Consider the following 4,574-nt stretch of genomic DNA (forward strand, 5'->3'; position numbering starts at 1 on the left):
ACCTCATGTTTGAATTCGCCCTTCAAATATATTCATTATTATGACCTCTGGCAGCAAGCTATATGATCAACTCAATTTCACAAAAATAAGTGAATGATTTTACACTCACTATTTATGCAATAACTTTGCAGAGGTCTGTGTATATTTTTGTAGCTTATTTTTTAAACAATAAACTTTAAGCAGGGAAAAATGTTTGATAGCCTAGTCGAACAATTAATACTGAAACTAAAATTAAAAATAAAATTCGAATGAAACCGCTACCATATTTTAGTGCCATTTTTACACCAATCAATGAGCCACAAACGTTTGCAACAGCCATCATAAAGGCAATACCAAAAAGCACATGACCCGTTGGAATAAAGAAACTAAGTGCTGCAAAATTTGTCATAAAATTGGCAACTTTCGACAATGCCGATGCATGTAAAAAGTCTGCTTGTAAAAAACGAATAAAGAAGAAAATGAAGAAACTGCCCGTACCTGGTCCAAAAATACCGTCATAAAATCCAATCAGCAAACTACCAACAGCCGCTAATACTAAAATTTTAGGTGTTAATTCTTGGCGTACATGTACCTGACCAAATTCTTTTTTTGTAAAAGTATATATTGCAATCACAATCAGCATGATCAATATAAATGGTCGCAAAATTTCCTTTGGAATCATGGAAACACATGCAGCACCTGCAAATGAACTAACAAATGCACATATTCCAATAACTGCTAATAATTTCCATCTGAGTTTAACCTTACGGATAAAACTATACGCAGCCGATGCCGTACCACAAATTGATGCGAGTTTATTTGTACCAAAAACTGTTGCAGGACTAAGCTGAGGCATTGCACCCATAATGGCAGGGATTTGAATAAGTCCACCACCACCAACAGCAGCATCAATTGCTCCTGCGAAAAAAGCAAAAAAAATCAAGCTGAGAATAATCTCAATATCCACGGTTGCCTTCCTTATGCTTTTTGATCAAACGTTAAAAAGTATTACAAGTTTAGTACTCTTTTTGGCACTAATCTCTTTTTATCGGTAATTTCGGCTAAACCTAAACATTTATCGCCATCAAATACCACCACTTGCTCTTCTGCCGCGTGATCGATATTACTTTCCATACCACGGCTAAAATATTCCGCACGCCCTTCTGGTGCTTGAATTTTTGGAAAATGATCAATGGGTGCATATACAGGCAGCAATAAAGCCTCTCGCTCCATTTCTGTCAAACTTTCTAAATATTCAATGGTATATGTTGGAATGAGCTCAAACTGTCCTGTTTGAATACGATGTAAGTAAGTCAGATGACCATATGTATCCAATGCCTGTGCAATATCTTCACCTAGTACTCGAATATAAGTACCTTTTGAGCAAGTGATATCTAGCGTAATACTGTCATTTGTATAAGACAGTAACTCTATTGCAAAAATATGTATTGGACGTGCTTCCCGCTCAATTTCAATACCTTGACGCGCCAATTCATACAAAGGACGCCCATCTTTTTTCAAAGCCGAATACATGGGTGGTACTTGTAAAATATCGCCTGTGAATTTAGCTAAAGCTTCTTTAATTTTTTCTTCTGTTAACTCGACTACTTCTTTTTCAAGAAAAACCTCGCCTTCTACATCACCCGTTGTTGTGCTATTACCTAACTTTACTGTGGTTTGATAACGCTTTGTAGAGTCTAATAAATAGTGTGAAAACTTGGTCGCTTCCCCTAAACAAATAGGTAATAAGCCAGATGCTAAAGGATCTAATGCTCCTGTATGCCCTGCTTTTTGCGCACGGTACAACCAACGCACTTTTTGTAATGCACCATTAGAGCTAATACCTAAAGGCTTATTTAAAAGAAATACACCACTAATATGGCGACGTTGGATTTTAGGAGACGATTTTTTCATATAAAAATTAGGTTATTTATAAACTGCGCCATGTTAACAATCTGCGGGTGTTTTTATCAATGTTACTGAGCAATATTTAAAAATTTAAAGCATAAAAAATGCGCCAAAAGGCGCATTTTTCGAACTCGTATAAAACTTAACTTTAGTCGAAACTTAAGAAGCTTTAACTTTACGAGCTGGTAATTTTTCACGGATACGTGCAGCTTTACCAGACAATTCGCGTAGGTAGTAAAGTTTCGCGCGACGAACAGCACCACGACGTTTAACTTCAACTTTAGCTACGATTGGAGAGTGAGTTTGGAATACACGCTCAACACCAACGCCGCTAGAGATTTTACGTACTGTAAACGCAGAGTTTAAACCACGATTTTTAATCGCAATTACAACACCTTCAAAAGCCTGAAGACGCTCACGGTCGCCCTCTTTAACTTTTACAGATACAACTACTGTATCACCTGGTGCAAATGCAGGAAGATCAGTTCTTAATTGTGCGTTTTCAACAGCTTGTACTAAAGGATGCTTACCGCTCATGGGGTATCTCCAATATGTGCGAGTCAGAAGAGGTCTAATCATCGCTGGGTATAGAGGCTAAAGCGCATACACCCGATTATCTTTCTCTTTATGCTTGACCACTTCAATGCATAAGAGCCTATTAAAGAATACTTAACATAAAATTAAGTACCGATTCGAAGCAAAGCTTCGTATATTTGCTTAGAAAACAATAGAAACTATTATTTCCCTTGCGAATCTTTTAGCCATTTTTTTTGCTGCTTTGTCAGTTCGACTTGTTCCACCAACTCTGGGCGACGTTCAAGTGTACGCTGATAACGCTGCAAAAACCGCCATTTTTCAATATTTGCATGATGCCCAGACTTTAATACCTCAGGCACATCCAAACCTTCAAAATGATCTGGCTTGGTATATTGTGGGCAATCTAAAAGACCATCCACAAATGAGTCTTGAACGTGTGATTGCTCATCAGACATTGCACCCGGAAGTCTCCGAATAATACTGTCTAATAAAACCATCGCAGGAAGTTCACCGCCAGATAATACGTAATCTCCAATTGACCATTCCTGATCAACATATTGCTGGATCAAACGTTCATCGACACCTTCATAACGTCCACACAATACAATCAATCCATCGTATTCGACAAATTGTTGCACCGCAGGTTCGTTTAAAGTTTTCCCTTGTGGTGACATATACACCACAGGTACCTGAACTGCGCCCGCTTGCGTCGCAAGCTCTTTGGCATGTTGGATTGCTTTCGCCAATGGCTCAGCCATCATCACCATACCCGGACCACCACCAAATGGACGTTCATCCACTCGTTTGTAGTTGCCCTCAGCATAATCACGAGGATTAATACAAGTGACTTGTACTATTTCGCGTTTTACTGCACGCCCGCTAATTCCGTAGGCTGTAATCGCTTCAAACATTTCAGGAAAAAGCGTTATGACTGCAAAAAACATCGCAGACTCCTCTATTTTCCGAATGCGTTCATCCTTTAAGGATTAGTAATCTACGCCCCAATTAACGTAAATACGACCAGCTTCAAGATCAACTCGCTGCACCACATCTTTATGCCATGGAATCATACGCTCTTCAGCATCAACGCTATCTGGTGTTGCGTGAACCACCATGACATCGTTAGCACCTGTTTCAAACATTTCATGGATTTTACCGAGATTTACTTCTTGTTCAGATTCATCTAAACCTAACACTGTTAAGCCTTGTAAATCTGTCCAGTAAAACTCATCCATACCTGCTTTCGGAAGTTGCGCTTTTGAAATCCAAACATCGGTACCCACTAAGCCATCAGCAGCGGTGCGATCAATTACACCTTTTAAGCTAACAACCAAGCCTTTACCATGCGGTTTCCAGCGTTTTACATCTACTGTTTGCCAACCTTCCTTAGTCTCAATGTACCAAGGAAGATAGTCAAAGATGTTGCTCATAGGTTCTGTATTGGAATAGACCCAGAGCCACCCATTTAATCCATATGCTGAACGTAGCTGTCCAATCTGAATTCGATCTTCTGGAACATTCTGTGTTGGTGTCATGGGCTATCTACTACTTAATTGAATTACGCAGCAGCTACAGCTTTTTTAGCTTGAGCAGCTAAAGAAGCAACACGTTCAGACGGTTGAGCGCCTTGAGAAACCCAATGAGCAAAACGGTCAGCATCTAAACGAAGTTTTTCTGCTTTACCTTGAGCTGTAGGGTTGAAGAAACCAATACGTTCGATGAAACGACCGTCACGTGCATTACGGCTATCAGTCACAATGATTTGATAGAACGGACGTTTTTTAGCACCACCGCGTGCAAGACGAATAACAACCATGATAGAACCTTATAGTTTTTACGGATTATCCGTGCATCGACCATCGATACATTTCAAACCCCTTTCATAGAGGGCAGTATTTTACTTGAAATTATTCAAAAGGGAAAGGTTAAAAAGTGATTTATCCACAGTTTTGAATTTAGCTTTATCTTCCATCCCAATCTGACACATTTGATAAGTTACAGTTTGTAGCACCTTTAGCCCAAAACTTTTGATTTTGTTCATTTATACAAATAACACCATCACCAGCTTGCACTGTACCTACAATAGGAGTAGCAACTAACACCCATCTACTTGCTGTAGGTAATGCTTGAAAACGGCTTTGTTGCACAAA

Annotated in this window: 6 protein-coding genes and 1 pseudogene; all 7 read right to left on the reverse strand. The window is 39.2% G+C overall.

Going from position 1 to position 4,574, the window contains the following annotated elements:
- Positions 1-175 precede the first annotated feature (175 nt).
- Entirely contained in the window at positions 176-946 is a 771-nt protein-coding gene (locus A6M14_RS00775; RefSeq protein ID WP_163121523.1) for a sulfite exporter TauE/SafE family protein, read from the reverse strand.
- Positions 947-987: 41 nt separating this feature from the next.
- Positions 988-1,893 carry a tRNA pseudouridine(55) synthase TruB gene (gene truB, locus A6M14_RS00780; protein WP_152872873.1) on the reverse strand — a complete coding sequence of 302 codons (906 nt, stop codon included), beginning with the start codon at positions 1,891-1,893 and terminating at the stop codon, positions 988-990.
- 153 nt (positions 1,894-2,046) lie between these two features.
- On the reverse strand, positions 2,047-2,424 hold the full coding sequence (rplS, locus tag A6M14_RS00785) for a 50S ribosomal protein L19 (RefSeq protein ID WP_152872874.1): 378 nt from the start codon (positions 2,422-2,424) through the stop codon (positions 2,047-2,049).
- Between the two features lie 200 nt (positions 2,425-2,624).
- The gene (gene trmD, locus A6M14_RS00790; protein ID WP_152872875.1) at positions 2,625-3,368 is read right to left on the reverse strand and encodes a tRNA (guanosine(37)-N1)-methyltransferase TrmD; all 744 of its coding nucleotides are present in this window, start codon (positions 3,366-3,368) and stop codon (positions 2,625-2,627) included.
- 42 nt (positions 3,369-3,410) lie between these two features.
- Positions 3,411-3,959, reverse strand: a complete 549-nt coding sequence (gene rimM / locus A6M14_RS00795; protein ID WP_152872876.1) for a ribosome maturation factor RimM — start codon at positions 3,957-3,959, stop codon at positions 3,411-3,413.
- A gap of 23 nt (positions 3,960-3,982) precedes the next feature.
- A complete protein-coding gene (gene rpsP / locus A6M14_RS00800; protein ID WP_068973809.1) occupies positions 3,983-4,240 on the reverse strand; it encodes a 30S ribosomal protein S16 in 258 nt (85 codons plus the stop codon).
- A 145-nt stretch (positions 4,241-4,385) separates the two neighbouring features.
- Positions 4,386-4,574: pseudogene (locus tag A6M14_RS00805) on the reverse strand (hypothetical protein); the annotation flags it as partial.

Source organism: Acinetobacter portensis, from assembly GCF_009372215.1.
Classification (GTDB): domain Bacteria; phylum Pseudomonadota; class Gammaproteobacteria; order Pseudomonadales; family Moraxellaceae; genus Acinetobacter; species Acinetobacter portensis.

What these genes read in the sequence shown, in the direction of transcription:
- trmD (WP_152872875.1), bottom strand. Translation starts at nt 3,368, where the DNA reads ATGTTTTTTGCAGTCATAACGCTTTTTCCTGAAATGTTTGAAGCGATT.
- rpsP (WP_068973809.1), bottom strand. Translation starts at nt 4,240, where the DNA reads ATGGTTGTTATTCGTCTTGCACGCGGTGGTGCTAAAAAACGTCCGTTC.
- rimM (WP_152872876.1), bottom strand. Translation starts at nt 3,959, where the DNA reads ATGACACCAACACAGAATGTTCCAGAAGATCGAATTCAGATTGGACAG.
- truB (WP_152872873.1), bottom strand. Translation starts at nt 1,893, where the DNA reads ATGAAAAAATCGTCTCCTAAAATCCAACGTCGCCATATTAGTGGTGTA.
- rplS (WP_152872874.1), bottom strand. Translation starts at nt 2,424, where the DNA reads ATGAGCGGTAAGCATCCTTTAGTACAAGCTGTTGAAAACGCACAATTA.